The organism is Sulfitobacter profundi (genome assembly GCF_042661425.1).
Taxonomy (GTDB): Bacteria; Pseudomonadota; Alphaproteobacteria; order Rhodobacterales; family Rhodobacteraceae; genus Sulfitobacter; species Sulfitobacter profundi.
Map to the genome: position 1 here is coordinate 2,479,153 of NZ_JBHSWA010000001.1, position 26,464 is coordinate 2,505,616.

Sequence of the window (26,464 nt, forward strand, 5' to 3'; positions counted from 1 at the left end):
CACGCGCCCTCATTTCGGCACCACTTGGCTTAATGGCACCAGCCGCCGCAGCGTGCCTGCTCCGGTGATCTCAAGGCGCAGGTCCACGGCAGACGCCGGAGTGTCGCTGGCGGGGTCAGGCCAGGTGTCATGCCAAATGCCCCCGTCGTCGAGCACCCGAAAGGTCAGGCTCTCGACCTCTGGCACAAGGGTCTGCGTCAGATCGGGGTCAGCGTTTTGCGTGCCCGACTGGCGGTGCAATTCCCCCTCGGCACGCAGGTAGCGGCGCAGGGTGCGCCCGTCTTGCAGCGGAGCCGAGAGTACGCCCGCCTCCAACGTGACCGCCTGCGGATCGGCTTCGATCAGATCGCGGCCAAAGATCATGAGCGCGCGGTCAAGCCGGGCCAGATGCTCCAGCCGCCCATCGGTCTGCGCGCGCACCCGCAGGATCGTGTCCAAGGTGGTAAAGGCGGCAAGACCGACCATGGCAAAAAGGCTCAGCGCCACCAGCATTTCGACCAATGTCACCCCGGCCATGCCGTCGCGCCGAGGGGTCATGCGCCGGTCGAGCCGATCAGGTTGTTGGCGCCATTGGTCACACTAAGGATCGCCAGGCCGCGGCTGCATTGCCCGTCTTTCTGAAACCGGTAGGGGCCGACAACACCGTCAAAGCCCGCCTCACGCAGCAGTCCCTTGCGGTCTTGCTGGGCAATCCGGCCAAGGATGCGGGCCATCTCCACGGCGTCGAATGCCAGCCCTGCCAGCACGCCGGGGTCGGCCTCGCTGACCTCGGCAAAGGCGGTGGCGAAGGCTTCGAAACCCACCGGGTCGGGGGCGGCGAACCACCCGTCTTGCAGCGCCGCGATCCGGTAGGGGGTGATCGAGGCCCATTGCTCGGAGCCCAGCAGTTGCACCCCGCTGGATTTGAGGGCAGTGGCCTGTTCCTCGAAGGGTCCGCCGACCACGGGCAGATAGACCGCGTCGGGCAGCGCGCCGCCGTTGGCCGCGCGGATTTTGTCCACCAGCCCTGCGGCCGAGGCCGCGACCACTGGGGCGGGCATCTTGATCCCAACGCTGGCCGCCACCGCCTGCGCGGCTGTCGCCGACAGGGCCCCGAAGGCACCGGGCGGGACGACGGTGGCCACGCTGCGCTTGCCACGTGAGGCCGCAAACCCAAGGATCGATTTGGCCGATTGCTGCGGGGTGATGCCAAAGACAAACAGGTTCCCCCAGCGATTGAGCTGTCGTTGGACAGCGACACCACCGGCACATCCACCGCCGCCGCCACGGCGCGACTTTGCCCTGAGAACATTGGCCCAAGGATCATCCGCGCGCCGCCCGCCTGCGCGGCTTTGGCCGCCGCAACCGCCGAGGCGTCGCTATCGCCCGCGTCAACCACCGCCACCTCTGCGCCCGGTGCTGTGGAATTGCCGCCAAGGCTTGCAGCGGCCAGCATGATCTGACCTAATGACGCTCGCGGCCCGCTGAGAGGGGCCAGCAGAACCGCCTGACCCACCGCATTCGCTGGCGGCAGCTTATCGCCCCCTTCAGAGACAGCCCGCCACAGCCCGACAGACCAAAGAGCGCCGATGACCCACCAAGACCCAGCAACAGACGCCGCCGTGTCAGCGCCGCCCCAGCCCCGCAAATCGCGGCTTCGGGGGTTTGTTTCGCTCGTGCTTTTGGCATCTTTCGCGCTCCTTTTTTACCTGGCTGCATTGATCGTGACCCTCCCGGCCACCGCGCTGCACCGTGTGGCGGTTGTCCCTGCACAGATTACTGACCTGTATGGCAGCCTGTGGAAAGGCCGCGCGGTGCTTAGCGGTGGATATTCGCTGGACTGGGAGGTTCGGGGCCAGCCCTTGCTGCTGGCGCGCGGCGTGGTCGATTGGACGCTGCAGGGCCGCGACACCCAGCTGACCGGGGTCGCCCGTGCCACGCCTTGGGCACTGGAGGCTGAAACGGTCGTGGGCCGCGCCGGGCCGGGACTTATGGCACTTATCCCGGGGCTGGCGTTGAAAAACTGCACCTCACGCGCGGTGGTCGATCTGCAGAGCCTGAGCTGGCGAGAGGGCCGTGCCACGGCGGCGGGGGTTGTTTCGGTCGAGGCGGGCAACTGCGAAGATTTGCTGGGGCGCGCCGCGTCGGTGCCGCAGATGACGCTTGATCTGACCACGCAGGGCAATGATGCCCGCGGCCTGCTGCGCGACCGCGACAGCGTGCTCGCGGAACTCACCGTGACCGGCGACCGCCGGGTGATTGCGCGGGTTGAACCCGAAGGGGCGGTCTTGGTGCCCGGCATGCCGACCGGCGGCCCGATCATCATCGAATACCCTTTCTAAGTCACCAGATTGTTCAGGTTGACGATCGGCAGCAGGATCGACAGCACCAAAAGCATCACGATTCCGCCCATGATCAGCAGAACGGCCGGCTCGACCAGGGCTACCAGTGCTGCGACCAGCGCATTCAGGTCGCGTTCCTGATCATCGGCGGCGCGGGTCAGGGTCGCGCCCAGCACGCCGCCTGCTTCACCGCTGGCCACCATGGCGATCAGCATCGGCGGAAACACCTTGGCCTCCTCTAGCGCCTGCGACAGGGCCACCCCTTCGCGCACCCGCGCCGTGGCCTGAGTGACCTTCGCGCGGATATGCAGGTTCGGCACCGTCTGCGCCGCCGCAGCCAACGCATCGACCAAAGGCACGCGGCTGACCGTCAGGGTCGCGAGGGTGCCCGCGAACTGCACCGCATTGGTCTTGAGCGAGAACCCCCGCGTCAGCACCGAGCGCGACAGGAGACGGTGCCAGCGCAGCCGGACCGCGGGCTGCCGCAACAGGCTCACCGCCGCCAGTCCCGTCGCGGCCAATCCCCCAAGGACCACGAGCCCCCAAGCGTTGATAAAGTCGCTCACCGAGATCAGCGCCCGGGTCAGAAACGGCAGTTCCGCCCCGCGTGAGGTAAAGACGCGCACGATGTCGGGCACAACGAATGTCAGCAGCGCCACGATCACCGCCAGCGACACCACGGCAAGGATCGCCGGATACAGCAGCGCCAGTTGCACCGTCTGGCGGTTCTTGGCGCGGGTTTCCACAAAGCCTGAGAGATGCTCCATCACCTGACCCAATTGGCCCGAGGTCTCTCCCGCCGCCACCGAGGCGCGGTAGAAATCGCCAAAGACATTCGGGTAATCGCCAAGCGCCTGAGCAAAGCTGCGACCCTCTAGGACCGAGGCGCGCAGGTTGAGCAGCAGCGAGGTCACCGCCGGTTTTCCGCTTTGATCCGCCACGGTTTTCAGCGCCTGTTCGACCCCAATGCCCGACCCGACAAGCGTGGCCAATTGCCGTGTCAGCAGCGTCAGCGCCCGGCGCGGGATGCGAGGCTTGCCAAAACCCGATTGCTTGGCGGTCTTGCTCTGTTTTGTCGGCTCGACAGAGAGCGGCGCGAGGTTGCGCTGGCGCAGATTGCTGCGGGCGGCGGCGGCGCTGGCGGCCTCGATGATCCCCTTGGTCGATTTGCCCGCGGGGGTGAGGGCTTCATAGGCAAAGGCGGGCATCAGTCAGCCTCCGGTGCGGGCGAGGCGTCTTGGGCAGGCGGGGGAGAACCGCGCCCTCATGGATCGCGCGGGCGACCTCTTGCGCCGTGGTCATGCCTGCGCGCATCTTGGCGATGCCGTCTTCCAGAATGCCCGGACCCCGCGCCCGCGCCGCGGCGATCAGGCTGGCTTCGGATTGGCCTTCGTGCATCATCCGCTCAAGATCGCCATCGACCTCGATGATCTCGTACAGCGGCAGGCGCCCGCGATGCCCGCTGTTTTGGCAATTGTCGCAGCCCATGCCTTTCTGAACGATCTCTCCGGGTTTAACCTTGCCCGCTAAAAGATCGCTTTCGGTCTGGGTGACGGTGTGATCGGCCAGACAGTCCGGGCAGTTGCGCCGCACAAGACGCTGGGCGATCAGCCCGCGCAGCATTGGTGCCAGCAGGAAGCGCTCTACCCCCATCTCCACCAACCGTGAAACCGCGCCGATGGCCGTATTGGTGTGTAGGGTCGAAATCACCAAATGCCCGGTCATCGCCGATTCCACCGCAATCTGCGCGGTTTCGCGGTCGCGGATCTCGCCCACCATGATGACATCCGGGTCCTGCCGCAGGATTGCACGCAGCCCGCGGGCAAAGCTGAGGTCGGTCTTGGCATTGACCTGCATCTGGCCAACCCCGTCCATCGTGTATTCAATCGGGTCCTCGACCGTCATGATATTGCGCTGCCGGTCGTTGAGCATGTCGAGCCCGGCATAGAGCGTTGTGGTCTTGCCCGAGCCAGTGGGGCCGGTCACCAGCACCATGCCGTCGGGCAGGGCGAGGATGCGTTTCAGCACAGTGTTATCGCGAGGCGACAGACCTAGATGGTCGATGCCGCGCAGGGTCTGGCCACGGTCCAAGAGACGCAGCACTACCCGTTCGCCGAATTGCGACGGAATGGTCGAGATCCGCACGTCGAGGTCATAGCCCCCGACCCGTAGCGACACCCGACCGTCCTGCGGCAGGCGTTTTTCGGCGATGTCGAGCTTGCCCATGACCTTGATCCGGCTCACCAGCAAGGGCGCCAGCGCGCGTTTCGGGCTGATCACTTCGCGCAGGATACCGTCGACGCGGAAACGCACCAGCAGGCGGCGCTCTTCGGTCTCGATATGCACGTCCGAGGCGCCTTCCTTGACTGCTTCGAGCAGCAGCGCGTTGATCAGCCGCACCACCGGGGCATCGTCGTTCTGCGCCAGAAGATCGTCGATAGAGGCCGCCGTATCGGCAAGCGTGACCAGATCGTCATCGGCATCGGCGGCCACTTGCGCGGCCTCGGACGCGGAATCGCGATACAGCGTGCCAAGCGCGGCCTCGAATTCCGTGGTGCCGACTTCTTCGAAGGTCAATGTCGTGCCGCAGACCCGCTGCGCTTCGATCAGCGCCTCAAGCGGCGCATCGCTGCGATACTGGCATAGCGGACCCTCGGCGCCGGGCGTCACGATGACGCCATGGCTTTGGGCAAAGCCGTAGGCGAGGCGGGTCAGGAGGCTTGGTTCAGGCATCACAGGGCTCCCAGCAGCAGACGGGCCGAAATCACACCGGGCGCCGGGCGGCGGTCGACTTCGAGCGCCTCAAGGGTCACGTCATGCTGTTCTTCGAGATCGGCAAGCCAAAGCAGCAGGGTGGCAAAGGGCGTGTCGTCCAAGGTCACGCGAATGCCGTCGTTTTCGGGCTCGATCCGGCGCAGGGTCAGCTGCGCCGCGCTGGCGGAACTGGTGATCCGGGTGGCAAGCGGGGTGTCATTGATTGGCGCAGTCGGCGCGATCTCGGTCTGGGCGGCCAGTGCTGCGGTGTCCTGCACAAGGCGGTACGCCGCGATATCGGCCCGCGCCTGCGCTTCACCCGCTTGCAGCGGCATCCATGCAAAACGGTAAAGCGCCACCAAAAGGGCCAGCGGGATCACAAGAGCGATGAGCAGTTTTTCGCGTCTGCTGAGCCGATCAAAACCTGTCATCCGCCCGCCCCTTTGGTGATGCGCATTTCAACTTCCGCGCCGCCATTTCCAGCGGTGGCCGCCCCGCTGCGCACGGCAAAGCCTGCGGTTTCAAGTTCCTGCTCAATGCGTTGCAGGTCTTCCAGTCCGGGGCTTTGCATCAGCACCACCAGTGTATTGTCGCGCCGCCCCCAAGAGAGGCGGCGGAACCCCACGCTGGCAGGGTCTGAGGCCAATGTACCCGCGACCTCGTTCAGCAGCGGCAAAAAGGGGCCGCGCCCCTCCTCGCTGGGGGCCGGGGTGAGCCGTGCGAGGATCGGCCCGACATCGCCGGTCAGCGGGACGCCGGGCAGTATGTTTGCAATGGCGGCTTCGGCTGCGAGGCGTTCCTGCTGCGCGATGCGTTTGAGGGCGGCGGTGTCAAAGGCCGTCAGGCCAAGATGGATCATCAGCGCCGCACCGGCGGCCACCGCGGCCCATCGCCATGCCGCAACCCCTTCGGCCCCTGTCGTGCGCTGGCGTGCAAAGCTGAAAGCAAGGTCGCGCGGGTCCGGCGGCGGCGGCGCGGCAGAGAGGTCTTCGGCTGGCAAAGCGTCACCCAGCGGTTCGGCGAGCGCATAGAGCTTGGGGCTTCCCGAGCGGCTCCAGAACACCGGCAGCATCTCGGTCCGCAGGGCAAATCCGGTGCCATCCGAGCAGCGTACCACCGCCCTGTCGCCATCGCGCCAGACCGACCATGCCGGGCCGCCCCCGGCATCGGGGCGCGGGATCATCAGAAACTCCGGCAGATAGGGGCCTCGGCGGCGGCGATCTCTGCCATGATCTCTTGCGACAGGACAAAGGCCAGCAGTTGACCCGGATCGGCGTTCTCAAGTGGGCCTTGGATCACCTGCACCGACTGGATCGGAGCGGCGATACGGTCTTCGACGGCAAAGGTCAGCAAAGCGCGCCGTTGGCGGGCAGTGGCGCGGGGCACATCGACCAGAAAGCTGCCGACTTGCTCGGCGGCCACAAGCCTTGCGGACAGGCCATTTTCTTTCGGGCAATAGGCATCGGCGCGGGCCAGTAGACCGGCCGTGGCAGGAGACAGCAAAGGTTTCAAAGTATTTTCATCGCGCAGGTCTATGGGGCGCTCAGAGGCGTCCATTTCTGACGTAATACTTTGATTACTCACGTAAAATTGCCTTTTCAATCATCCTGTTTTTACCATAGTATAGCCAAAGCCACGCGACAGATAGGGGAACAGTTTCATGGGCCATCGGAAAAACTTGCGCCAAGCGTGCCCGCGCACTCATCCAGCGCTCAAAGGCGCGCGTAACCCCGAGGCCGGGGTGACCCTGATCGAGATGATGGTGGTGCTGGTGATCATCGCGCTGGTGGCCGCGATCATCGTGCCCAACGTCATTGGCCGCCCCGATGAGGCGCGGGCCACGGTAGCGCAATCGGACATCCGCGCGGTCAGTTCGGCGCTGGAACTTTACCGCCTTGATAACCGCACCTATCCCACGACCACACAGGGGTTGGAGGCGCTGGCCGTGCGCCCGACCTCCCCGCCCGAGCCGCGCAACTGGGTGGCGGGAGGCTATCTGACCGCCGTGCCGATTGACCCTTGGGGCAATGATTACCTCTATGCCTCGCCGGGGCAGAATGGTGGCTTTGACTTGATGTCGTTGGGCGCGGATGGCGCGCCGGGGGCGAGGGCGCCAATGCAGACATCGCACATGGGCAGTTGCAGGCTAAAAGGTGACCCAAATCTCCGCCACATCCACATCCACATCGCCGGGCCGACACCGGCTGCCCGATGCTGGCGTGACACTGGTGGAGGTGCTTGTCGTTCTCGCTCTGATCGGCATTCTGGCCGGAGTGGTGGGGCTGAGTTTTGGCTCTGGTCCGCGCGGCGATGTGGCAGGGCAGGAGGCGGACCTGCTGGTGGCGCGGCTGAACCGAGCGGCGGATGAGGTGATCTTGACCGGGGTGCCCTTGGGGTTTGTCTGGGCGGCCGAAGGCTATCGTTTTGATTTATATGATGGCGACAGATGGCAGGCGCATGACCTGCCGATCCTCGCCGCGCCGCATCTATTTGACGGCGGCACCCGGATCGCCGATGCGGCGGGCAGCTTGGTGCTGTCGCGCGACATGGACCCCGGTGTGTCCGGGCCATTGACGCTTGAGTTGCTGTCGGGCGCGGGCGCTTCGGAATTGATCCGTTTTGACGGTCTCAACGCCGCCCGGTTGGAGGTGGCGCAATGAGGCGGCAGGCGGATGCAGGCTTTACGCTGATCGAAGCCTTGGTGGCGATGGCGGTGCTGGCGCTTGGGGCGGTGTCTTTGCTCTCGGCCAGCGAGGGTCATACCCGCCGCATCACTGACCTGTCGGACCGCGTCGCCGCCCGCTGGGCCGCCGAATACCGCCTGTCGGAACTGCGCGCCGGCTGCCAGCGGCGACCTCAGCATTGGAAATCTATGGCATCGACTTTGACATCACCGTAACCCGCCGTCCCACCGAAGACCCGGCGGTCGAGGCCGTGACCCTGCGCAGCGCGATCGCGGGCAGCGACCAGCCGCTTTACGTGTTGGATGGGTATCTCGATATTGGAGCGCCGTCATGATCCCGATAGCACCCCTTGGCAGATGGCTGCGGCTTGCCGTGATCCTTGGCGCTCTGGGCAGCGTGGCGGTGGCCGGGGCGGATGTGACATGGCGGGTGATGGGCCATGACCGGGTGATGCCGTCCGTCGCCGTGCTGCGCGCGCCGGTCGAAGCGCAAACCGCCCCCACCGATCTCGGCCCCGCCTTGGCGCTGGCGCCTTTCGGTGCCGCCGAGGTGGCGGTGGCCGAGGTCGAAGCCGTCGAGGCGCCGCTCAATCTGGTCCTTCTGGGCGTGATCGTGCGCGATGATCCCAGCCGTTCGCTGGCCCTGCTGCGCTCGGACCAATCGGAGGGCAACTACCGCATTGACGAGGAGGTGGCACCGGGCACCACGCTCACCGCCATCGCGCAGGACCGCGTGACCCTCAGCAAGGATGGCGCTGAAATTGTGCTCTATTTTGCAGGTGCCGAGGCCACTCCGGATGCCGAGGCCGTGCCGACCGGCGCAGAGCGGCTGATGGCGCTGATCACTTCGGGGAAGGGCGGGTCGATCAGCGAACAGGTGGATGCCGCGTCCCGGGCAGAGCCTGTCACCACGCAGGACTATATCGACATGTGGCGTAAGCGCATCATCGCCAATCCGGCTCAGGTGCTCGACACGATTGGTTTGGTGCCGGGGGAAAAAGGCTATACCATCGCAGAAAAGCACGACGTGGGTGTAAACCGCGCTGGTTTGAGGGCAGGAGACATCGTGACAAGTGTGAACGGGCAGAGTGTCGGCAACGTGGATAAGGATCGCGCGCTTTATGACGTGATCGCCGAATCCGGCCTTGCCCGCATCGAAGTGGAAAGGGATGGCCGCACGATCGTGATGTCATTCCCGCTGCAGTGACCCGTCCGCTCACTCTCCTTGCCGCCCTGATGCTGGGGCTGCTGACCCTCTTGCCCGCCCCGTCGCGGGCACAAGAGACCTTTGTCATCAATCTGCGCGATGCGGATATCTCGCTCTTGGTCGAACAGATATCCGAGATCACCGGCCGGACCTTGGTGCTGGACCAGGGCCTTGTGGGTGAGGTCACGGTGGTCTCTGCCGAGGCGCTGGATGCCGAAGGCGTTTGGTCGCTGTTCCAGTCGATTCTGCGGGTGCGCGGCTTCGTCGCCGTTCAGGCCGGATCAATCTGGCAGGTGGTGCCTGAGGCCGAGGCCCGCACCGCGAGCGGTCCCAATCTGGGCGAGGCCGACGACGCAGGCAGTCAGGACTTCGTGACCGAGATGCTGCGTCTCAATCGCTTACCCTCGGCAGAGGCTGTCCGAGTGCTGCGCCCGCTGGTGGCTGAATCGGGCTATATCGAAGCGGTCGAAGACCCCAACGGCGTGGTCATCACCGATACCCGCGCCAATGTGGACCGGATCATGGCAATCGCCCGCAGCTTTGACGGTGACGCGCTGGTGCGCTCCGAAGTGCTGCGCTTTCGCAGTGCCGATGCGGCGACCGTGGGCAATGCCATTCTTGAGGTGCTGGGCCCGGCAGGCACCGGCGCACGGCTCTCTGTCGATCCCGGCTCGAACCTTTTGCTCGTGCGGGGCACGCCCGAAGACATCACCGAGATCCGCAACCTTGCCATCGCGATGGACGTGGCCCCACGCCGTGATCCACGCGAGGCCGTGGCCACCACGGTCTTCAACCTGCAGTACGGCGATGCTCAGGTGATTGCCGACATCATAAAGGGCACCGTGGGCGAAGCCACCGACATCACCAATGTCGTGGCCGCCGATGTCGGTGCTGCGGCTGAGGCCGAGCAGGGCGCGGAGGGTGCCTTTGTCCCCCTGAGCCGCGTTGTGGCGCCGGATGCCGTCAATATCACGGCCTCGGTCGCAACCAATTCCATCATTGTGCGTGGCACCGCCGCGCAGGTTCAAGAGATCGGCCAACTGGTTCATGCGCTCGACGTGCGCCGCCCGCAGGTGATGATCGAAGCGGCTATCGTCGAGGTCTCGGGCGAGGTTGCCGAACGGCTTGGCGCGCAGCTGGGTTTGGGTCCGAACATTCCCACCGGTGCCATCGCTGCGACCAATTTTTCCAATGGCGGCGGGGTCTCGCTCGGCTCCGTTTTGTCGGCTGTCGGCGTGCCTGCCGGATCCGCGCTCTCGACCGGGCTGACACTGGGCGCAGGGGGCAACGATTTTGGCATCCTCGTGCAGGCGCTGTCGCAATCGACCAGCGCGCGGCTCTTGTCCACGCCTTCGGTCACCACGCTCGACAACGAGCCTGCGACCATCGTAGTCGCCCAGAACGTGCCATTCCGCACCGGCAGCTTTGCAACAGACGGTAATACCGCCACGCCTTTCACCACGATTGAGCGGCGTGACGTCGGCATCACCATGAACGTGGTGCCGCGGATCACCGCGGGCGGGGTGGTGCAACTGGTGATCGAACAAGAGGTTTCGAGCCTCACCAACGCCAATGTCGAGGGCGCAGCCGATCTCGTGACCAACCGACGGGCTATCAACACCACTGTCATGGCCGACAACCGCGGCACCGTGGTGCTGGGCGGGCTGATCACCGACGACCGGATCAACGGCAGCAGCAAGGTGCCGGGACTGGGTGATCTGCCGGTGGTCGGCGAGCTGTTCAAGACCCGCAACGGCCGCAACACACAACGCACGCTTTTCGTCTTCCTGCGCCCCACCATCCTGCGCAGCCGCGAAGATATCTCGGCCGCCTCGGCCAACCGCTACAACAAGCTGAGATCAGCAGACTCGACGCCCCAGCCGAAGACCGTGCTGAAACAGCAGCAGGTGAAGCAACTGCCACTGGAAATTCAGGGGCTGTATTGAGGTGGGGTCACGCGGGTGACGTCTACGGTCGGGTTATGGAACGATGACGTTGCGTTGATTGATCCGTAGGATTGGCGCTTAGAGCCGATAGGTGCTGCATAGCCGCCTCTCCCCGAAGAACTGGCGTGGGGGATTAGCATGATGCTACTCTTGCCGTCAGTAAGCTCTGTAGCCCATCTATGGGGCGTGCAGCGCGGTTTGACATGTGCTTTGAAAGTTATTGGGGAAAGCCGGGAAGCGCAAATCGAACTGAGCTTTCTGTTGCAACATGGCGTTCGCAAAGCGCGCCCCCCAAAAAAATTCTTGGTCCAATCTGGTGCCAACCTGTGCGAGATCGCTGTCCACCTGTTTCCCTCCGACTATAGGCGTCCGCTCAATATGTTCAGGAGCTTGATTGTGAGGGGCTTGCCGAGTCATGCTTGGACTGGCTCGAGAAGGCCCGTCTATCGCGGAGTGACCCGCAGCCAGAACCTCGTCGGACAACCAGTGCCCGGAGCGGTCATTGAAGCATTAATTCGTAGAAGATAAGTGGCAGCCCGTAGGGGGCTCCCATAAACCCGGTTCAGACCAAGAAAATAAGGGATAGGGTGGACCACGGGCACTTAGAATCTGGGTGATGGAAAACAATGGGTTAAATTCGAGGTGGACCACGGCTGAACGTCAGCTCGAAGATGGTTTTCAGGTTTCAGGAGCTCGGTTTCCGCTGCGACTGCGAAGACTCCGGTGATAAGGGCGGAGAGACGCCGTTCGCCGCAAAACACGCGAACGGCAGCTATGCGAACAAAGCTGAGACAAGCACTTGTGCCATGCACGTTTGCTTCAGTTGACCATTTCCGCCCTGCGAACTCGTGCTAAGCGCAAGATGCTGCGCCCGATCTTCAGGTAAACATCTTGGCCAACATCACGGTGGCCATGCCCATCATCATCAGATTTTCGGACAGGCTCACAAATCCGAGAGGCACGTTCGAATTGCCGCCAACGCAGGCGCATTTTAACTCGCGCTTGTCGATGTAGACGGCCTTGAACACGCTTACTGCGCCAACCGTGGCTATGAAGAGTGCGGCTGGGGCGGCAATTGAGGTTAGCAACATCCCGGTCATCAAGACGCCCGCCCCGGTTTCAACCCATGGATAAACGTAGGCATATGGCACCCATTTGCGTGCCAGCAGGTCGTAGTTGAGGAACATCGTCGTAAAGCTTTCAATATCACGCAGCTTCTGCATCCCCAGTAGGATCATCGAGACCGAAATGAACCAACCGAGCGTCTGCCACGTGATCGCGCCGAGAAAGCCGATGGACAGAGCAAGTGCAGTCGCCGCAGCTACGGCAAAGAGATAGATCACCGGTTTGTAGGTGGTCGCCGCAGGGTCATAGCCGGTAAGTTCCTGGCGCAGGGCTTCATAGCCGCCGATGCGTCTCCCTTCGATCCAAACTTGTGGCGTTGTGGGAACATCGTATTGCGCCTTGAACGCGTCGACTTCGGACCGCGCGCGGAACAGGCGGTCATCGACCTCGTAGCCCTTGCTCTCCAAAAGCCATCGCGCCTTCTGCCCTGACGGGCACAGGTGGTTTGGCAGGGCCATGCGGTAGAGCACGGCGGTTTTCCCTGTCGCGGATGCGGCTGGGTTAGATGTTACGTCGGCCACATCGCGGGTGTCTCTGGGCATGATATGCTCCTTTATCTTAGGGTTTGGTGCGGGGCGTGCCAGGCGCTGCATCCCCGTTGGCTTCGATGTCTTCGATATAAAGCTTCATCTCTTCGATCTCGCTGCGCTGTGCCTCGATGATCGCGTCGGCCAACTCGCGCACGCGCGGATCGGACAGGTTTGCGCGTTCGCTGGTCAGGATCGCGATTGAATGGTGCGGGATCATGGCTTTCATCCAAGCGGTGTCGCCTACCGTATCTTGCGACCGGACCAAGTAGACGCCGGCCGCAAAGGCGATGGCAGCCCCAGTGAAGATCGCAAAATTCGTCTTTCGATTGGAATACATGCCGAGCATGAAGGCGAGCATGATGATTGCCATTACCCCGCCCATATAAAGCGCCATCCACATCCGCGTCTGCGAGAAGAAGACATGGTCAAGGGCATAAGTGTTAAGATACATCAGACCGTACATCACGATCGTCGAAGTGCCGATCATCGCGAAGAACAGACCATAGCCGCTGCCTGTGCTATCGTCGTGCTTATTCTTAGAATCCATTGTGTTGTCCTCCCAAATTGCCAATGTGTGCCTTCGTTTTATACCCATATGGGGTAAATTTTCCGATTGGCGACAAATCTCAAATGGAGCGACGCCTCATGAAGGCTAACAAGGAAAAGACGCTGGACCGCCTATCACGGCTCGAAGGACAAGTGCGCGGCATCGCGAAAATGGTTGAGGCCAACCGCTACTGTATGGACATCTTAGCACAGACCGCGGCCATCCGATCCGCCGTTTTGGGCGTCGAAAAGCTTGTGCTGGAGAACCACGCCCAGCATTGCGTTGGCGATCTTTTTCTCCATCTGCTTCCTGCTGGACGCCATGGGACTGGAGCCTGATTTTCTGATTTGGCAAAGCCACGAATATCAGCAAACGATCTTGGCCATCGGCCTGAACCTCGGCGTGGCCCTTGGCTGGATCGCCCTCAGGACCAGTCTGCAACGTGCGCGGCTGGCCGAATAGAAGATGCGCAGATGCACCTCGGAGTTCTCGCTGGTGATGACGCAGCATTTCACGGATTGGGGGCTGACCCCCGCAGAGCGGGACGTCGCGGTCTTTTTGGTCAAAGGACTAAGCACCCGCGACATTGCGGAACTGCGCGGCACCTCAGAAGGGATAGTCAAGGCGCAGACAAACGCGATCTATCGCAAGGCTTCGGTCACCGGACGCACGCAGTTGCTGAGCACGTTCATTGAGGATTTGATGGATGACGCATTGATGCCCGCAGAGGCCCTGCAAACTGTGGCTAAGAAGGGTTCGGATATGGCTGCCGCCGCATGAGCACCAGCTTTCGCATAACCGCCCGGAAAAAATGGCCCTCATACAAGCCTGATCGAATTGCCAGGGAAAAGATATTGATAAGTCCGCGTATTGGAACGCGATCTTGGCCGATACCAGGGCAACCGTGTCGGGGGCGCTGAACGGCCTGCGGATGCTGTTTTTCCGGCCAACTACCGCCGAGCGGTTGGCCGACCCCAGCTGTCGATCTACAACCCATGCAACCAATAAAACGACAGCCTGAACCTTTGGAAGGATTTCACATGACCCTCACACGACGCAGCCTGCTGGCCTGTTCTGCAAGCTTTGCCGCCGCCGCACCCTTCGCGGCACGGGCTGAAACAAAGCCCGCCATCCATGTGATGAAAGATCCCAACTGCGGCTGCTGTTCGGCGTGGATCGAGATTCTGGAAAACGAGGGTTTTGCCGTGACGACGGAACGCAGCTTGGGGACGCTCTTGATCAAATACAAGCAAGACAACGGCATCCCGCAAAATATGGCCTCCTGCCACACCGGAAAGATCGAGGGCTATATGATCGAAGGTCACGTCCCGCCCGCCGATATCCGCAAACTGCTGGCCGAGCGCCCGGATGCCATTGGCCTCGCTGTGCCGGGGATGCCCTATGGCTCACCGGGGATGGGACCGGAGAGCGAGCGCGATGCCTATGATGTCTATCTGATTGGCCGTGACGGCAGCAGCGAAGTCTTCACACACTACGAAGCTGCCTAAAACGCAGCGGTTCTGACCCCAAACCGGTAGGAAGCACAGATGGCACATGATCACGCCCATATTGACCCCGAAAGCGGGGATCGCAGAGTATCACTGGCCATCTGGGCGAATGCGCTTCTCACGGTGGCGCAGATCGTGGGCGGGATCTTTGCGGGGTCGCTCGCCCTAATCGCGGACGCGCTGCACAATTTTTCGGACATGGCCTCATTGGTCATCGCCTTTGTGGCCCGCAAAATCGCCCGGCGTCCGGCAGATGCGCGGATGACCTTTGGCTATGGCCGGATCGAAATCGTTGCCGCCCTGATTAACTACACCACGCTCATTCTTGTCGGGATCTATCTGATCTACGAAGGCGGGATGCGGATGATTGATCCGCCTGCGGTGGCGGGCTGGACGGTGGTCATTCTGGGCGGGGTCGCGCTTGTCGTCGATACGCTGACGGCGCTGCTGACCTACTCGATGCAGAAAGGCAGTGTGAACATCAGAGCGTTGTTTCTGCACAATCTGTCAGACGCGCTGGCCTCGGTCGCGGTTATTTTCGGCGGTACGCTCATCATCCTTTACGATCTGCGTTGGGTTGATCCGGCGATCACCATCGGGATCGCGCTTTATATCCTTTATCTGGCACTCACTGAGATCGGAGGTCCGATCCGTATGTTGATGCTGGGCAGCCCGCCCGACATGGATGCAGAGGCAGTGGTTGAGGCGATGACCAAGGTCGCTGGCGTCAGGGACGTGCACCATGTTCATCTTTGGCAGATGCAAGAGCATGAGGTGGCGCTTGATTGCCATGTGGTGTTGGAGGGGCAAGATTGGAGGGACCTTGATGCTGTGAAGCAAGCGGTCAAGAAAATGCTCGCGGATGACTTTGGCATCACCCATTCAAGCCTTGAGTTTGAAACCTCCGCAAATGCCCATCAGGATGCCGCGTTGTTTGGGCATGAGGGCGGCCCGACGCGCGCTGGCACAGATGCTGAGCACAACGATGGGACGTCGCACGACGACCGCTGAGGCGCATCGCAATACGCTGTGTCTTGCCGATCTGCGGGCCTGCGGCGTCTTGCTCAGCCTCACTTTCTGGTGAGGGGATCGACAGCACCGCATCGGGTTCCTATATCAGTGCCATGCGCATGCTGCTTCGCCTTGCCACATTCTGCCTCTCGCTCGTTCTTTTGACGGGTATATTGGCGCATGATTTGGCGGCGGCGAACATGTCCTTGCAGATGTCAGGTTTGACCGCATCCGCGACGATGGAGGAGGACGATAGCTGCACAGCTTGCTTGCAAGAAGATCAGGGTGAGGTGGTGTGCGACATTGATTGCACGGCATCTGTCTTTGTGATGTCGCAGTTGCTTCAGTCCCAACCCGAGAGCGTGCAGCGTTTCTTCGCGCCTGTGCCCGGGGATCTTGGCCTCGCCGGGATTGATCTCGGATCTGACCCTTTCCCACCGCGAACCACCTCCCTAAGTTGACCGGCCGCATCGAAGGGTGACGGCCCGGTTTCGCGACGTTTGCTGCCACTGCGCAGCGACACGCTCGACCTTATCTGTCACTTTCGGGAACGACCTTTATGTCTATTCATCCACCGCGCGATATGTCGCGCAGGCGTGTGCTGTCCGGCGGGCTTGCCACAGTTGGGGCGACGCTGATCCTACCTCATGTCTCCCTCGCAACGACAACGGGGAGTCGATCCGCGCCCTTCAGTATGACGGCGATGCACTTGTTGTGGCTTCAAAGCGCAAGCTTTGGCGCGTGCCCGCCCCAAGCGACATCCAGCATGTGTCGTTGGAGCGATCAATCACCGCGATCACCAGCCATCCAGAGACTCCGGGCACTTTGTTCGCGGCAGTTGATCCTGTCGGCCTTATGCGCAGCCGGGATGGGGGGCGCACATGGGCAGACGCCAGCGCGGGCCTGCCGGCAACCCGCGTCACCGCGCTCACCCAGGCCGCGCTTGAGCCGGATATGCTCTATGCCGCCCTTGCGGATGACGGGCTTTGGCGCAGCAAAGACGCGGGCGAAAGCTGGGAATTCGTCATGGACCGGCCTTATCTCGATGGGGCCGAACGCGAGGTGTTGACGCTCGTCTCGGTGGGCAATCCGACTGGCATGGGCGGCATCTGGCTTTATGCCGGAACCGACGCCGGGCTGACCCGCGTGCCAGATTGTTTTTGCCGTTGGCAAGATGTGACCGCGGGCGATGCGATGGATGCGCTGGCTGCGGGTAAAACGCCGCCGCCTGCCAAACCTCTGCCCGAAGACCAGCCGATCACCCATCTGGCGCTCTCCCCCAAAGCGCCTGAACGGCTCTACGCTGGGCTGGCGACTGGCCTTTGGACCTCGACAGACGCAGGCGTGAATTGGACGCGTGCCGCGCCGGGAAGGATCGAAGCGCTGGCTGTCGACCCTGCCGACCCTGAAAACCTTGCCGCAGTTCGCGACGGCATTCTTTCGGTCAGCCGCGACGGTGGGCTGACCTTTGACCCCCTCAACATCCCTCACGGAGACCAGACATGAACAGCAAATTCACCCTCGGCGCGGCCGCAGCTCTCACCGCTGCCGGTATCATCGGTTTTGCCACCTTCGGCATGGCCGAAAGCGACAAAACAGCGCCCGCCGACACCGCAGCAAGCACCGTCCCGGCGGACCGCCAAATGACCATCTGGCGCGACCCGTCCTGCGGCTGCTGCGACGCCTATGCCGACTATGCCGAAGAGAACGGCTATCACGTGACCCGCATCGACGATCGGGATTTCGACAAACGCTCGGTTGAGGTTGGCGTGCCGGAGCAAGGGCTGGGGTGCCACCTTGCCGAGGTCGATGGCTACTACGTTAGCGGTCTGGTGCCTGTTGAAATTATCCAGCGCCTGACTTCCGAGCGCCCCGATGTCACCGGCATCACACTCCCCGGCATGCCGCAAAACGCGCCTGGCATGGCAGGCAAGAGCGGCACACTCAAAACCTATGCTTTCGGTGAGGACGGCGTGGCCGTGTATTCAAATGAATGAGGTTGGATTGATGAATATGATGAACGGAACTATGATGAATGGGCCGATGTCGGTCGGAATGATGATCGCCTGTGGCGTGCTCTTCCTCTTGGTGCTGGCGGTGCTGGTGCTGGGCGTGCTGGCCTTGGTCAAATACCTACGGCGGCCCGCATGAACCGGTTGGGTCTGACAGCCATGATCGGCATCGCGGGCGCGGCGGCGGTCGCTGTCTGGGCCGGGGGAAGGAGGACAGCCCCCGGTGCTCGCCGTGCTTGGTGTGCCGGTGGACGCAGAGATGATCGAGCGTGGCGCGGGGCTTTATGCCGAAAGCTGCGCGTCCTGTCACGGTGCCGATCTCGAAGGCCAGCCGGACTGGCGCAGGCGGCTCGACGATGGCCGTATGCCCGCGCCGCCGCATGATGAGACGGGCCATACGTGGCATCATGCCGATCAGCAGCTTTTCGACATTACCAAGAACGGGTTGGCTTCGGTCGTGCCCGGCTATGAGAGTGACATGCCGGTGTTCGACGGGATCCTGAGCGATGCAGAGATCACGGCCATCCTCGGCTATATCAAAAACACGTGGCCCGAGCGGGAGCGCGGCTTTCAGGCCGAGGTCACCGCCAAGGATGAGGGCGGGACATGAGCAAGGACAGCCGGTCTGTCCGCAAGCCTCGGTGGTCGCTGTTCATCGCGGCCCTGCCTGCGATGGTCTTTGGGGCCATCGCGGCGGCGTTTCTCTGGGGGCTGTTCAACAACAACGATAGCCTGCCCAGCACGATGATCGGCCGGGACATTCCTGAGTTTGAGCTGCCGCCCATCGAAGGGCGCAGGAAAGGGCTCACGACGGCTGATCTGCGTGGTGAAGTGTCTCTCGTGAATGTCTGGGCTTCTTGGTGCGTGCCTTGTCGGGTTGAGATGCCACTGCTGGTGGAACTGGCCCAAACCGACAGCGTGCCGATCCACGGCATCAACCTCAAAGACAAGCCCGCCGCCGCCCGCAGGTTCCGTGCGGAACTTGGCGATCCTTATGACCGGATCGGTGCCGACAACTCGGGCCGAACTGCGATCGACTGGGGCGTCTATGGCGTGCCGGAAACCTTTGTTATCGATGCCGAAGGGCGCTTCGCTTACAAACATGTCGGCCCGTTCAATCGACGTTCGCTGGAGGAAGATATCCTTCCCGTGGTGCGGCGTTTGCAACAGGAGCAGAACGCATGAAGCGGCGTGGGTTTCTGAGCGGCGCATTGGCGCTTGGGGCTTCGCCAGTCGCGGCGCGCACCGTGATGGCGGAACATCAAAAGCCCCTGCCAATGCTGTCGCCGCCCATCACGGATGGGGCAGGGCGGAGCCTGACTTTGGCGGACTTTAGTGGCCGGACGGTGTTGCTCAATATCTGGGCGACGTGGTGCCCTCCCTGCCGTCATGAAATGCCCACCCTTGATCGGCTTCAGGCGCGATTGGGTGGGGCGGAGTTTCACGTTCTCGCACTCTCAATCGACAAGGGCGGGTTCGACATTGTGCGCGATTTCTATGCCGAGATCGGCATCACGCATCTCGATCTTTATCTGGCGGACCAGTTACGGGCGATGATGGCTTTCGGCGTTGTCGGCCTGCCCACGACACTGCTGGTCAACCCCCAAGGCCACGAGGTCGCTCGCAAGGTCGGCCCCGCCGCTTGGGACAGCCCGGCGGCCATTTCCCAAATCCAAAGCGTCATTGCAAAAGGGTGAACCCAACAGTGACCCAACGTTCAAAAGCAAACCGGTCCTCATCCGCAATCTCCATGTCCTTTTGGCGTCAAACCCTCATGCTGACCGGCGCGGGTGCGCCTGACACGCTGTCCCTGCTATCCGGTGAACCGCAGGACTCCGCCGCGAGCGTCTGTAGAGTCAGTTCGCGTCCGACTTTACGAAAGGCTGTTTTTGGACCTTCGCCGCGCAGTGCGCCGGCAATTGCTCTGTGCGGTTTCTGGACTACGCAGCCCCCACTGCCGAGAGGTGGCCTTGCGAACAACTTAGGAAAGATGAAACTCTGCCGGCCCTTGCGGTGTTCTTTGGGTAACTAACGGGGGAGAACACATGAAATACGTCGTATCAACGCTGCTCACTTTGGCCACGCTGGCTCTTTTTCTGCTTAGCTTCGGCGCGTTGATCGAAACCAACCTTTGGTGGGTGCGGATGACGGATTTCCCCGGCTACAGTATCTAATTGCGCTCATAGCAGTTCTTGCCCTGATCGCGATTTCTCGAACAGTTAGCCGCAAGCTTCGGATGGTTCTGGTTGCGCTTGTCGCGCTGGCGATCGGCTACAACACCTTGAAGCTTTTCCCCTACGTGCCCCAGAGCAACACCCCTCAATTTGCCTGCGAAGCCGACCAGAAGTTCGTAGTAATGGTCGCCAACGTAAAAAAAGGTAATAGGAGCGCAGATGGGCTGATCCGGCTTGTCGAAGAGCACAGCCCCGATCTATTCCTCGCTTTAGAGACCGATGAGTGGTGGGATGCGGAACTCGCGGCTTTGGATAGCCAAATGCCGCATAAGGCTCAGCGCATCACCGGTGGGTTCTTCGGCATGCACCTCTTCTCACGCCTGCCAATAAGCGAAACTGAGGTCATTTTTCCAGTCGAACAGGACGCCCCTGCTATCCTTACGAATGTCGAGATGCCGTCTGGAGACAGCGTTCAGTTCATGGGGCTACATCCCCGCCCGCCGCACCCGGGGCAATCCTCTACGGGGAGGGACGCTCAGCTGATGTGGGCGGCACTGAAGTCCCGCGGCAGCGACCTTCCGGTGCTCGTTGCAGGTGACTTGAACGCAGTCCCATGGGAAACCTCCATTGAGCGGCTCCAGCGCGTTGGCGGCTTCATAGATCCGAGAGAGAAATTTGGCTATAAGCCCACTTACGACGCGCATTCTTGGTGGATGTCGTGGCCACTCGATCAAATCCTGCATCAACCGGAATTGGCTGTCGCCAACTTTGAAGTGTTGCCGGAATGGGGTTCGGATCATTATCCGATCAAGGTGGAAATGTGTAACACGGCCACGGATTCGGAACCGCCCCAACTGCGCAAAGATGATATCGCAGAGGCCGAGCAGGATATCGACCTTGCCATAAGATCCGCACCAGACCAGCGGTGAAGTGTTCAAGCAAGGCAAAGCAAGGTCCGCCGCCAGTGGCGTAGAACGCGCTACGGGCAAAGGTGTATTACTCTTGCTCCCGTGCCTCATAAATTTTGACCAGTAGATTGCCGAGCGTGCCGATCAGCATGAGAAATGACCCCACAATGAAGATCCATACGCCCACTGTTTGCCATTCCATCCCAACTTCCTCCCATCTCTTAAAGGTCGGGAGAAATGCAATACTCCCGAGGAAGAACAACGTATTTCCTGCAAGCCCAATGCCGGTGTGAATCCAACCGTAGTCCTGCACCAAAGTGCGTATTGCGTTACTCATGTTGCATCTCCTGACTATGTTACCATTTGACAGGACCAACGCGAGGAGTGAGCTTTGGGTCCAGCTTCTTACTCTGCCGCTGGCCGCTTAGTTGCCGGTGCTTCTCCGCTGAAAAACAAACCATTTAGGGCCACTGCCGGGGGCACTTCCGGGTCTCTCATCCCCGTGGTTCGATACCAACTAAATGCAAAGGAGAGAGAAATGGCAAACGAAGATCAAGCCAAAGGTAAAGTGAAGGATATCGGCGGGAAGGTTAAAGAGGAAGTCGGCGACGCTGCTAACAAGGACGACCTAAAGAACGAAGGCCAGGCCGATCAGGCCGAGGGCAAGGTCCAGAAAGGCGTCGGGGACGCCAAAGAGAAACTGTCTGACTGATCCAATTGGTTCGCCACCACCTTCCTTTCCAGTGGTGGCGTTCCACCCTGTCGAGGCTCCACGTCCAATATCCAGGGCTCTCAATGATCACCTAAGGTCTGTGTCCCATCAACGGTCTGTTCTGCCCGCACGATGGATGCGACTTACCCCTTATGAAAGCCTGCCCTTTGGGACCTGATGGGAGTGCTCGAATGGGCCGAAATCTGAAGGCATTGCTATGTGCCCTGACCCGCGACGTTGAGGTGAAACTGCGCCTGATGGCTGCATTTAATAGTAAAGCGAGGAACGACCGCAATGGTTGATACAAGGCTTCCAACGGTGAGTGAAAAGCCCGCATTTATGATCGCTCTGGGCTGGTATGCGAACCTTGTGTCAACGCCGTTTGAACTTTCCCCAAAAGTGCCGAAGTAAAATTCCCCACTTGCTTGATTCCGGTGATCAGCCGGCACAGTGATCAGCGGCTCCATTCCTTACTATTGGCGGCCGTCCGCGGCGCTTTGGCGGCGGTGGCGGAGCGATTGGAGCGTTGGCTCGGACACGCTCGGGGATAAGGTCGGCATGGCCACGCAGACGGTAGCTGGCGCCCTCGATCTTGATAACGACAGCGTGATGCAGGAGTTGGTCGACCAGTGTGGTCGCGACGACTGGATCGCCGACGATTTCGCCCCATTCCGCGAACCTGCGGTTCGAAGTGAGGATCATGGCGCCCTTTTCGTAGCGAGCGTTGACGAGCTGGAAGAACAAGTTTGGACCTGTCGCGTATTTGTGCCGCTCCGAGTGCTAGTTTAAGCCACCTTTCGCTCGAAAGCGACAGGGCTTTTCCAACCCAATGCTGAGTGGCGGCGGCGCGGATTGTAGAACCCGTTTATGTATTCAAAGATCGCCATCTCAGCCTTGCGCCTTGTCTCCCAAGGATGCCGCCAGATCAGCTCTGCTTTGATGGTCTTGAAGAACGTCTCGACCGCCGCGTTGTCATAGCAATTGCCCTTGCCGCTCATCGATACCTTGAACCCGTGCTGGCGCAGGAGTTTCTGGTAGTCGTGTGAACAATATTGCGACCCACGATCCGTGTGATGAATGCAGCCTTTGGGTGGTTGCCGGAACGCGATGGCCATCTTCAACGCCCGGATCGCGAGGTCACGCTTCATGCGGTTACTCACAGCCCAGCCGATGACGCGTCGGGAATGCAGATCCAAGATCACGGCCAGATACAACCAGCCCTCGCGCGTCCAGACATAGCTGATGTCACCGGCCCATTTCTGGTTTGGTTGATCCGCCGTGAAGTTCCGATCCAATAGGTTGGGCGCAATGTTGAACTTGTGATCGCTGTCGGTCGTCACCTTATGTTTGCGTGTTCTCACAACAGATACGCCGTTCTGACGCATCAATCTGCCAACACGGCGGTGCCCGACATCCAAGCCGATCTCCTTAAGCTCTTCCGTTATCCGCGGCCTGCCGTAGCTGCCCAGGCTGAGACGGGACTGTTCTTTGATATGTGCCAGCGTCACCAGATCAGACCGCTGTCTGCGGCTGGCTGGCCCACTGCGGAAAGCCCGCAAACCGCGCATGCTGACATCCATAACCTGACACAGGCGCGCTGCCGGAAACGCATCCCGGTGTTCTTCCACGAACCTAAACCTCACGGCTTTTGGCTCGCGAAGAACTGCGTTGCTTTTTTAGGATGTCCCGCTCCTCCTTGAGAATGCGGTTCTCACGCCGAAGCCGGTCATTCTCTTGAGCAAGGCTCAAATCTTCTTTCGACACCACGTCTGTGTCTCTGTGCGCGGTGATCCATTTGTTAAGCGTCGACATACCGACGCCGAGATCATCCGCCACCTGCTTACGCGTTAGCCCGCTGGTCAGCGCGATCCGCACCGCATCTTGGCGAAATTCGTCCGTCCGTTTCAATCCCATAGTCAGTCTCCTTTGTTGCAGTAAATGCTATCAAAGGAGCGGCACAAATACGCGACAGGTCCAAACCTGGCTTTCACGAGCATTATCATGCTGCGCGTGCCGGGCAAAAGCCCATTGTAGAAAGAGCGGAGCAGTCCAAAAAAGGTACGCTTGACGAGTTGTGCAAGAAGCACCTTGAATGGCTGGAAAGGCAGGTGGCCGCTGGAACTATGTCCTCCAAAACTCACCAAAGCCGCCGAACCGGATTGAAGCAGGCATGCGAGACACTTGATCCGGACGGAGATCGTATGGGCTCGCTCAATTGCGATCTCCCAGAAGAAGCCTTTGCTCATATTCAGGACGCGTTTGGCATTCGCACAGCAGCTGCGGACACCTGCATAAAGGCTTTACGTGCCGCATATAGGTGGGGGCAAAACGTGGCTTCCCCAAGAGCAGCCCTGTATTCGAAGTGGAAAGGGTGCATCTCGAAGGTGGCGGCGCCAAACCGTGGCGGGCTGAAGATGTTGAGAAATTTCTGGCAACCCACGGTCCTGGCACCATGGCGAGATTGTGGTTTTGTCTCGCGTACGACAGCCACGGCCGTATTGGAGATATGCATCTGCTCGGCTCAAAGAATTTGGTGCAGTACGACGGTGAACGCTACCTTGAATGGCAGCCCACTAAGCGTGGCTCGGCGTTCGTATCTATACCGCTTGGTGAAATGCTCGCCACGGAACTTGAGCTGCACGAGGATCGCGACGTCTTCTTGGCAACCCGGCACGGCAAACCCTTCGCATCGCCCGGTGCGCTCGGCAACCGTGTGCGGGAATGGATCATAGAGGCCGGCCTTTGCGTCGAAGCGAAAGATGCTGACGGCAACTTAATTTATGAGCTCAAGGGCAAACAGAAAACCGTCAAGCGACGCGCCACGCGGTCACAGCATGGTATCCGCAAAGGTATTGCCGAACTTATGGCGGAACGCGGTGCCACGGAGTACGAACTTATGGCTGCGTTCGGCTGGAACGAGGCGAAGACTGCCAGCGTCTACACCAAAAAGTTTCACCGTCGTGGCGCGGCAACAGCGGCATCGAAGCGCATTGCCGAAATGAAGAGTGGACCACGGGAACCAGACTGTGGTCCACATTCGGAACTCAAGGTCAACAAAACAAATAAATTTGAGGATAAGTGGCAGCCCGTAGGGGAATCGAACCCCTCTTTCCAGGTTGAAAACCTGGCGTCCTAACCGATAGACGAACGGGCCACTCTTTGTCAGGTCAGTGCAGCGTTTCGTGTGTTGCTGCTCTGTCTGTGAGCGGACGTTTAAGTAATCCGGCGGGGGCTGCAAGCAGAAAAATGAACTTTTTCTAGAAAAAGTTTTCAGGCCCGCGCGGCGTCCTCCAAACGCAGTTGAACTGTGCGCCGACCGCGGAAATTATTGATGTCGAGACGCCCGGCAAGGTGGAAGCGCGCGCCGCCGTGGTTTTCAAGCGCGGGGCCGAGGGGGCCGTCGTAGGCGCCGAACGCAATCGCTTCGAGGTTCGCGCCCAGACCGTCGCCAAAGCTAACCTTGAGGTGGTTCTCGCCTACGCGTTTGGCAAAGCGGATTTGCATATCGGCGAAGGCATAGCGCGGGGCAGGGGCGCCCGCGCCGAAGGGGCCGGCCTGGTCGACCATCTCGGCCAGTTCTACCGTGGCCGCGCCGGGCATCATCATGCCGCAGAGGTTCAGATCAGCGGGGCCAGCCAGATGCGCGCCCTGTTTGGTGAGCAATTCGCCAAGCCGTTCCATTGCCGCGTCGATCTTGTCTTCGGCCACCGTCAGACCCGCCGCCATCTTGTGGCCGCCGCCCTTGATCAGCAGCCCTTCGGCAGCAAGGCGCTGGATCGGCGCGCCAAGGTCGATGCCACTGATCGAGCGGCCTGAGCCTTTGCCGATGCCGTCTTCGACGCCGATGACGATGGAGGGGCGGTTGGCGGCTTCTTTGAGGCGCGAGGCGACGATCCCCACCACGCCGGGGTGCCAGCCGGGGCCAGCGGCCCATGCCAGCGGCCCGTCAAAGCCGCGCTCTTCGGCCTGTGCCATGGCGCTGGCGCGCACGGCGGCTTCGACCTCGCGGCGGTCGGTGTTGAGCTGGTCCAGTCGCTCGGCCAAGGCCGCGGCCTCATGCGGGTCGGCGGTGGCCAAAAGCCGCGCGCCAAGGTCGGCCTGCCCGATGCGCCCGCCCGCGTTGATGCGGGGGCCAAGCAGAAAACCGAGGTGATAGGCCGTGGGGGCCGTGTCCATCCGCGCCACATCGGCAAGGGCGGCCAGACCGGGGCGCGCGCGGCGGGCCATGACCTTCAGACCCTGACGCACAAAGGCGCGGTTGACGCCGATCAGCGGGGCCACATCGGCCACGGTGGCCAATCCCACGAGGTCTAGCATCCCCATGAGGTCCGGCCCCTTAAGGCCCGTCTCACGCAGCTGGCGGCCTGCTTCGACGAGCATCAGGAACACCACCGCAGCGGCACAGAGATGCGCCAGCGTGCCGTCTTCGTCTTGCCGGTTGGGGTTCACCACAGCGAGCGCATCCGGCAGCGTCTCTCCGCCCAAGTGGTGATCGAGCACGATGACATCCGCGCCCTTGGCAGCGGCGATGGGGCCATGAGACAGCGTGCCGCAGTCGACGCAAACGATCAGGTCATGGTCGGCGGCGAGTGCCGACATGGCCTCGTCATTGGGGCCATAGCCTTCGTCGATACGGTCAGGGATATAGAGCGTCGCGCGGTGGCCCATGTCGCGCAGCCAGACGAGCAACAGCGCAGCGGAAGAGCCGCCATCCACGTCGTAGTCAGCGAAAATCGCGATGCGTTCACGTTTTTGGAGGGCCGAGAGAAACCGCGTTGCGGCTGCCTCCATATCGCGCAAGCTGCGTGGGTCGGGCAGCAGGTCGCGCAGGGCGGGGGCGAGAAAGCCCGCCGCCTCGGTGTCGACCACGCCGCGCCGGGCCAGCACTTGGCACACTGGGTCGGGCAGGCCCGCGCGCTGCACCAGCAGTTCCGCCGCGCGGGTCAGTTCCACGTCAGGGCCGATCCAGCGCCGCCCGGTCAAAGATGTTTCGACACCGAGAAAGCTCATGCGGACCTCATCTGGC

The 26,464-nt window shown here is 61.5% G+C and carries 36 protein-coding genes, 1 tRNA gene and 1 pseudogene; 23 read left to right on the top strand and 15 right to left on the bottom strand.

Annotated features, from left to right (window positions below; translation table 11 throughout):
- Nucleotides 1–9 precede the first annotated feature (9 nt).
- Nucleotides 10–537, bottom strand: coding sequence for a type II secretion system protein GspJ (locus ACFQAU_RS12930; protein ID WP_120352242.1), 528 nt, complete (start codon nt 535–537; stop codon nt 10–12).
- Entirely contained in the window at nt 534–1,202 is a 669-nt protein-coding gene (locus tag ACFQAU_RS12935) for an ABC transporter substrate-binding protein (RefSeq protein WP_386283917.1), read from the bottom strand. Before ACFQAU_RS12935 ends, ACFQAU_RS12930 begins: the two co-directional genes overlap by 4 nt.
- Between ACFQAU_RS12935 and ACFQAU_RS12940 the strand changes: the two genes are divergently transcribed.
- A complete protein-coding gene (locus ACFQAU_RS12940; protein ID WP_386282707.1) occupies nt 1,173–1,442 on the top strand; it encodes a hypothetical protein in 270 nt (89 codons plus the stop codon). The genes ACFQAU_RS12935 and ACFQAU_RS12940 overlap by 30 nt on opposite strands.
- A gap of 1 nt (nt 1,443) precedes the next feature.
- Here the strand turns inward: ACFQAU_RS12940 and ACFQAU_RS12945 are convergent, their stop codons facing one another.
- Entirely contained in the window at nt 1,444–1,668 is a 225-nt protein-coding gene (locus tag ACFQAU_RS12945) for a hypothetical protein (RefSeq protein WP_386282709.1), read from the bottom strand.
- A gap of 35 nt (nt 1,669–1,703) precedes the next feature.
- Here ACFQAU_RS12945 and ACFQAU_RS12950 point away from each other — a divergent pair, with 35 nt between their 5' ends.
- The gene (locus ACFQAU_RS12950) at nt 1,704–2,321 is read left to right on the top strand and encodes a hypothetical protein (protein ID WP_132445099.1); all 618 of its coding nucleotides are present in this window, start codon (nt 1,704–1,706) and stop codon (nt 2,319–2,321) included.
- Here the strand turns inward: ACFQAU_RS12950 and gspF are convergent.
- From gspF to ACFQAU_RS12975, 5 genes are read right to left on the bottom strand one after another with little or no spacing between them, the layout of a single operon-like run.
- Entirely contained in the window at nt 2,318–3,529 is a 1,212-nt protein-coding gene (gspF, locus tag ACFQAU_RS12955) for a type II secretion system inner membrane protein GspF (RefSeq protein WP_132445097.1), read from the bottom strand. The two genes, ACFQAU_RS12950 and gspF, sit on opposite strands and share 4 nt — an antisense overlap.
- A complete protein-coding gene (locus ACFQAU_RS12960) occupies nt 3,510–5,054 on the bottom strand; it encodes a GspE/PulE family protein (RefSeq protein WP_386282714.1) in 1,545 nt (514 codons plus the stop codon). Before ACFQAU_RS12960 ends, gspF begins: the two co-directional genes overlap by 20 nt.
- Nucleotides 5,054–5,506 carry a type II secretion system protein GspM gene (gspM, locus tag ACFQAU_RS12965; RefSeq protein WP_120351464.1) on the bottom strand — a complete coding sequence of 151 codons (453 nt, stop codon included), beginning with the start codon at nt 5,504–5,506 and terminating at the stop codon, nt 5,054–5,056. Before gspM ends, ACFQAU_RS12960 begins: the two co-directional genes overlap by 1 nt.
- Nucleotides 5,503–6,258, bottom strand: coding sequence for a type II secretion system protein GspL (gspL, locus tag ACFQAU_RS12970; RefSeq protein ID WP_386282719.1), 756 nt, complete (start codon nt 6,256–6,258; stop codon nt 5,503–5,505). Before gspL ends, gspM begins: the two co-directional genes overlap by 4 nt.
- Nucleotides 6,258–6,659 carry a hypothetical protein gene (locus ACFQAU_RS12975; protein ID WP_386282722.1) on the bottom strand — a complete coding sequence of 134 codons (402 nt, stop codon included), beginning with the start codon at nt 6,657–6,659 and terminating at the stop codon, nt 6,258–6,260. The genes gspL and ACFQAU_RS12975 overlap by 1 nt, the downstream gene beginning before the upstream one ends.
- Before the next feature lie 175 nt (nt 6,660–6,834).
- On the opposite strand from ACFQAU_RS12975, the pseudogene gspG reads away from it, so the two are divergent.
- From gspG to gspD, 6 genes and pseudogenes are all read left to right on the top strand, one after another.
- Nucleotides 6,835–7,125: pseudogene (gene gspG, locus ACFQAU_RS12980) on the top strand (type II secretion system major pseudopilin GspG); the annotation flags it as partial.
- A gap of 289 nt (nt 7,126–7,414) precedes the next feature.
- Nucleotides 7,415–7,735 (top strand): hypothetical protein, encoded by a 321-nt coding sequence (locus ACFQAU_RS12985; protein ID WP_386284006.1) that lies wholly within the window; start codon nt 7,415–7,417, stop codon nt 7,733–7,735.
- The gene (gene gspI / locus ACFQAU_RS12990; RefSeq protein WP_386282725.1) at nt 7,732–7,974 is read left to right on the top strand and encodes a type II secretion system minor pseudopilin GspI; all 243 of its coding nucleotides are present in this window, start codon (nt 7,732–7,734) and stop codon (nt 7,972–7,974) included. Before ACFQAU_RS12985 ends, gspI begins: the two co-directional genes overlap by 4 nt.
- Complete coding sequence (locus ACFQAU_RS12995) at nt 7,938–8,093, top strand: hypothetical protein (RefSeq protein WP_386282728.1); 156 nt, start codon at nt 7,938–7,940, stop codon at nt 8,091–8,093. Before gspI ends, ACFQAU_RS12995 begins: the two co-directional genes overlap by 37 nt.
- Entirely contained in the window at nt 8,090–8,965 is an 876-nt protein-coding gene (locus ACFQAU_RS13000; RefSeq protein WP_120351459.1) for a type II secretion system protein N, read from the top strand. Before ACFQAU_RS12995 ends, ACFQAU_RS13000 begins: the two co-directional genes overlap by 4 nt.
- Nucleotides 8,962–10,911 (top strand): type II secretion system secretin GspD, encoded by a 1,950-nt coding sequence (gene gspD / locus ACFQAU_RS13005; protein ID WP_240791609.1) that lies wholly within the window; start codon nt 8,962–8,964, stop codon nt 10,909–10,911. Before ACFQAU_RS13000 ends, gspD begins: the two co-directional genes overlap by 4 nt.
- A gap of 878 nt (nt 10,912–11,789) precedes the next feature.
- On the opposite strand, the gene ACFQAU_RS13010 is transcribed toward gspD, so the two are convergent.
- On the bottom strand, nt 11,790–12,578 hold the full coding sequence (locus ACFQAU_RS13010; protein ID WP_132445087.1) for a MauE/DoxX family redox-associated membrane protein: 789 nt from the start codon (nt 12,576–12,578) through the stop codon (nt 11,790–11,792).
- Between the two features lie 16 nt (nt 12,579–12,594).
- A complete protein-coding gene (locus tag ACFQAU_RS13015) occupies nt 12,595–13,113 on the bottom strand; it encodes a DUF305 domain-containing protein (RefSeq protein WP_165935576.1) in 519 nt (172 codons plus the stop codon).
- Nucleotides 13,114–13,211: 98 nt separating this feature from the next.
- On the opposite strand from ACFQAU_RS13015, the gene ACFQAU_RS13020 reads away from it, so the two are divergent.
- The 14 genes from ACFQAU_RS13020 (at nt 13,212) to ACFQAU_RS13085 (ending at nt 20,747) form a co-directional block, all read left to right on the top strand.
- The gene (locus ACFQAU_RS13020; RefSeq protein WP_162931852.1) at nt 13,212–13,451 is read left to right on the top strand and encodes a metal-sensitive transcriptional regulator; all 240 of its coding nucleotides are present in this window, start codon (nt 13,212–13,214) and stop codon (nt 13,449–13,451) included.
- On the top strand, nt 13,435–13,575 hold the full coding sequence (locus ACFQAU_RS13025; RefSeq protein ID WP_240791608.1) for a hypothetical protein: 141 nt from the start codon (nt 13,435–13,437) through the stop codon (nt 13,573–13,575). Before ACFQAU_RS13020 ends, ACFQAU_RS13025 begins: the two co-directional genes overlap by 17 nt.
- Nucleotides 13,576–13,578: 3 nt before the next feature.
- A complete protein-coding gene (locus ACFQAU_RS13030) occupies nt 13,579–13,893 on the top strand; it encodes a helix-turn-helix transcriptional regulator (protein WP_240791607.1) in 315 nt (104 codons plus the stop codon).
- A 260-nt stretch (nt 13,894–14,153) separates the two neighbouring features.
- Nucleotides 14,154–14,621, top strand: a complete 468-nt coding sequence (locus ACFQAU_RS13035; protein WP_132445085.1) for a DUF411 domain-containing protein — start codon at nt 14,154–14,156, stop codon at nt 14,619–14,621.
- 39 nt (nt 14,622–14,660) lie between these two features.
- Nucleotides 14,661–15,632, top strand: coding sequence for a cation diffusion facilitator family transporter (locus ACFQAU_RS13040; RefSeq protein ID WP_132445083.1), 972 nt, complete (start codon nt 14,661–14,663; stop codon nt 15,630–15,632).
- Between the two features lie 119 nt (nt 15,633–15,751).
- Nucleotides 15,752–16,093 carry a hypothetical protein gene (locus ACFQAU_RS13045; RefSeq protein ID WP_317389269.1) on the top strand — a complete coding sequence of 114 codons (342 nt, stop codon included), beginning with the start codon at nt 15,752–15,754 and terminating at the stop codon, nt 16,091–16,093.
- A gap of 280 nt (nt 16,094–16,373) precedes the next feature.
- A complete protein-coding gene (locus tag ACFQAU_RS13050) occupies nt 16,374–17,138 on the top strand; it encodes a WD40/YVTN/BNR-like repeat-containing protein (RefSeq protein ID WP_386282743.1) in 765 nt (254 codons plus the stop codon).
- Nucleotides 17,135–17,629, top strand: a complete 495-nt coding sequence (locus ACFQAU_RS13055) for a DUF411 domain-containing protein (protein ID WP_132445081.1) — start codon at nt 17,135–17,137, stop codon at nt 17,627–17,629. The genes ACFQAU_RS13050 and ACFQAU_RS13055 overlap by 4 nt, the downstream gene beginning before the upstream one ends.
- Nucleotides 17,630–17,639: 10 nt before the next feature.
- A complete protein-coding gene (locus tag ACFQAU_RS13060; RefSeq protein ID WP_260009635.1) occupies nt 17,640–17,783 on the top strand; it encodes a hypothetical protein in 144 nt (47 codons plus the stop codon).
- An 84-nt stretch (nt 17,784–17,867) separates the two neighbouring features.
- A complete protein-coding gene (locus tag ACFQAU_RS13065; RefSeq protein ID WP_386282748.1) occupies nt 17,868–18,254 on the top strand; it encodes a c-type cytochrome in 387 nt (128 codons plus the stop codon).
- Nucleotides 18,251–18,829 (top strand): DsbE family thiol:disulfide interchange protein, encoded by a 579-nt coding sequence (locus ACFQAU_RS13070; protein WP_132445077.1) that lies wholly within the window; start codon nt 18,251–18,253, stop codon nt 18,827–18,829. The genes ACFQAU_RS13065 and ACFQAU_RS13070 overlap by 4 nt, the downstream gene beginning before the upstream one ends.
- Nucleotides 18,826–19,341: a TlpA family protein disulfide reductase gene (locus ACFQAU_RS13075; RefSeq protein WP_132445075.1), complete on the top strand. Its 516-nt coding sequence runs from the start codon at nt 18,826–18,828 to the stop codon at nt 19,339–19,341. Before ACFQAU_RS13070 ends, ACFQAU_RS13075 begins: the two co-directional genes overlap by 4 nt.
- 348 nt (nt 19,342–19,689) lie before the next feature.
- Nucleotides 19,690–19,818 (top strand): hypothetical protein, encoded by a 129-nt coding sequence (locus ACFQAU_RS13080; protein ID WP_386282753.1) that lies wholly within the window; start codon nt 19,690–19,692, stop codon nt 19,816–19,818.
- Nucleotides 19,819–19,880: 62 nt separating this feature from the next.
- Nucleotides 19,881–20,747 carry an endonuclease/exonuclease/phosphatase family protein gene (locus ACFQAU_RS13085; protein ID WP_386282756.1) on the top strand — a complete coding sequence of 289 codons (867 nt, stop codon included), beginning with the start codon at nt 19,881–19,883 and terminating at the stop codon, nt 20,745–20,747.
- A gap of 67 nt (nt 20,748–20,814) precedes the next feature.
- On the opposite strand, the gene ACFQAU_RS13090 is transcribed toward ACFQAU_RS13085, so the two are convergent.
- On the bottom strand, nt 20,815–21,063 hold the full coding sequence (locus tag ACFQAU_RS13090; protein ID WP_120351446.1) for a YrhK family protein: 249 nt from the start codon (nt 21,061–21,063) through the stop codon (nt 20,815–20,817).
- Between the two features lie 201 nt (nt 21,064–21,264).
- On the opposite strand from ACFQAU_RS13090, the gene ACFQAU_RS13095 reads away from it, so the two are divergent.
- The gene (locus tag ACFQAU_RS13095) at nt 21,265–21,438 is read left to right on the top strand and encodes a CsbD family protein (RefSeq protein ID WP_132445071.1); all 174 of its coding nucleotides are present in this window, start codon (nt 21,265–21,267) and stop codon (nt 21,436–21,438) included.
- 438 nt (nt 21,439–21,876) lie between these two features.
- On the opposite strand, the gene ACFQAU_RS13100 is transcribed toward ACFQAU_RS13095, so the two are convergent.
- The 4 genes from ACFQAU_RS13100 to recJ all read right to left on the bottom strand — a co-directional run bounded on the left by ACFQAU_RS13100 (nt 21,877) and on the right by recJ (nt 26,448).
- Entirely contained in the window at nt 21,877–22,140 is a 264-nt protein-coding gene (locus ACFQAU_RS13100) for an ATP-binding protein (protein WP_276321498.1), read from the bottom strand.
- An 83-nt stretch (nt 22,141–22,223) separates the two neighbouring features.
- Nucleotides 22,224–23,352 (bottom strand): IS3 family transposase gene (locus tag ACFQAU_RS13105; protein WP_386282773.1). Its coding sequence is split into 2 segments (ribosomal slippage): nt 22,224–23,109 and nt 23,108–23,352, totalling 1,131 coding nucleotides; the frame shifts between segments, so codons are not numbered across the junction.
- Between the two features lie 1,165 nt (nt 23,353–24,517).
- Nucleotides 24,518–24,592 (bottom strand) — tRNA-Glu (locus ACFQAU_RS13110).
- A 116-nt stretch (nt 24,593–24,708) separates the two neighbouring features.
- Nucleotides 24,709–26,448, bottom strand: a complete 1,740-nt coding sequence (gene recJ / locus ACFQAU_RS13115) for a single-stranded-DNA-specific exonuclease RecJ (RefSeq protein WP_132444438.1) — start codon at nt 26,446–26,448, stop codon at nt 24,709–24,711.
- Nucleotides 26,449–26,464: the final 16 nt, after the last annotated feature.